The organism is Vibrio sp. Vb0349 (assembly GCF_033338975.1).
In genome coordinates, this window is the sequence record NZ_JAWOTS010000446.1 from 1 (window position 1) to 1,043 (window position 1,043).

Annotated in this window: 1 pseudogene; it reads left to right on the forward strand. The window is 51.2% G+C overall.

Annotated features, from left to right (window positions below):
• Positions 1 to 2 precede the first annotated feature (2 nt).
• A pseudogene (gene vcrD, locus R7Q47_RS26490) lies at positions 3 to 1,043 on the forward strand (SctV family type III secretion system export apparatus subunit VcrD); the annotation flags it as partial.

Consider the following 1,043-nt stretch of genomic DNA (forward strand, 5'->3'; position numbering starts at 1 on the left):
ATATTCTAAACAAGGTAGGACAACGCAAAGACATCATGCTCGCAGTGATGTTGCTGGCGATCGTCTTTATGATGATTTTGCCTTTGCCAACTGCACTAGTGGATGTGCTGATCGGCGCAAACATGAGTATTGCTGTCGTGTTGCTGATGTTGGCGATTTACATCACCACGCCACTGGAGTTTTCGGCGTTTCCGGCAGTATTGCTGATCACGACGCTATTTCGTTTGTCGCTGTCAATCACCACAACACGTTTGATCCTGCTTCAAGGCGATGCGGGTCAAATCGTTTACACCTTTGGTAACTTCGTCGTTGGCGGCAACCTTGTCGTTGGTATCGTGGTCTTCCTGATCATCACTATTGTACAGTTTATGGTGATCACCAAAGGTTCGGAGCGTGTTGCTGAAGTTAGTGCTCGATTCTCTCTTGACGCCATGCCGGGCAAACAGATGAGTATCGACGGTGACATGCGCGCTGGAGTTATCGATGTTCACGAGGCGCGTCATCGCCGTTCTCTGATCGAGAAAGAGAGTCAAATGTACGGCTCGATGGACGGCGCAATGAAGTTTGTAAAAGGCGACTCCATTGCGGGCTTGGTGATCATCATCGTGAACATCTTGGGTGGCGTCACCATTGGCGTCACGCAAAAAGGCATGAGCGCGTCAGAGGCGCTTGAGCTGTTTGCGATTTTGACCGTAGGCGATGGCTTGGTATCGCAGATTCCTGCGCTATTTATCGCGATCACCGCTGGTATTATCGTTACGCGTGTTTCCCACGAAGACTCGGCCGACTTGGGCTCCGACATTGGTGGGCAAGTCACGGCTCAGCCTCGTGCACTGTTGATTGGTGGTGTGCTGCTGGTCTTGTTCGCTCTGATCCCTGGCTTTCCGAAAATTACATTCTTAGTGCTGGCTTTGGTGGTCGGTGGCGGCGGTTTTTACCTCTTCTATCAACAGAAAAAGCAAACCGAATCTGAAAGCTGCGATCTGCCGAGCTTTGTCGCGCAGGGAGCGGGTTCTCCTGCCGCAAAACCCAATAAACCAACG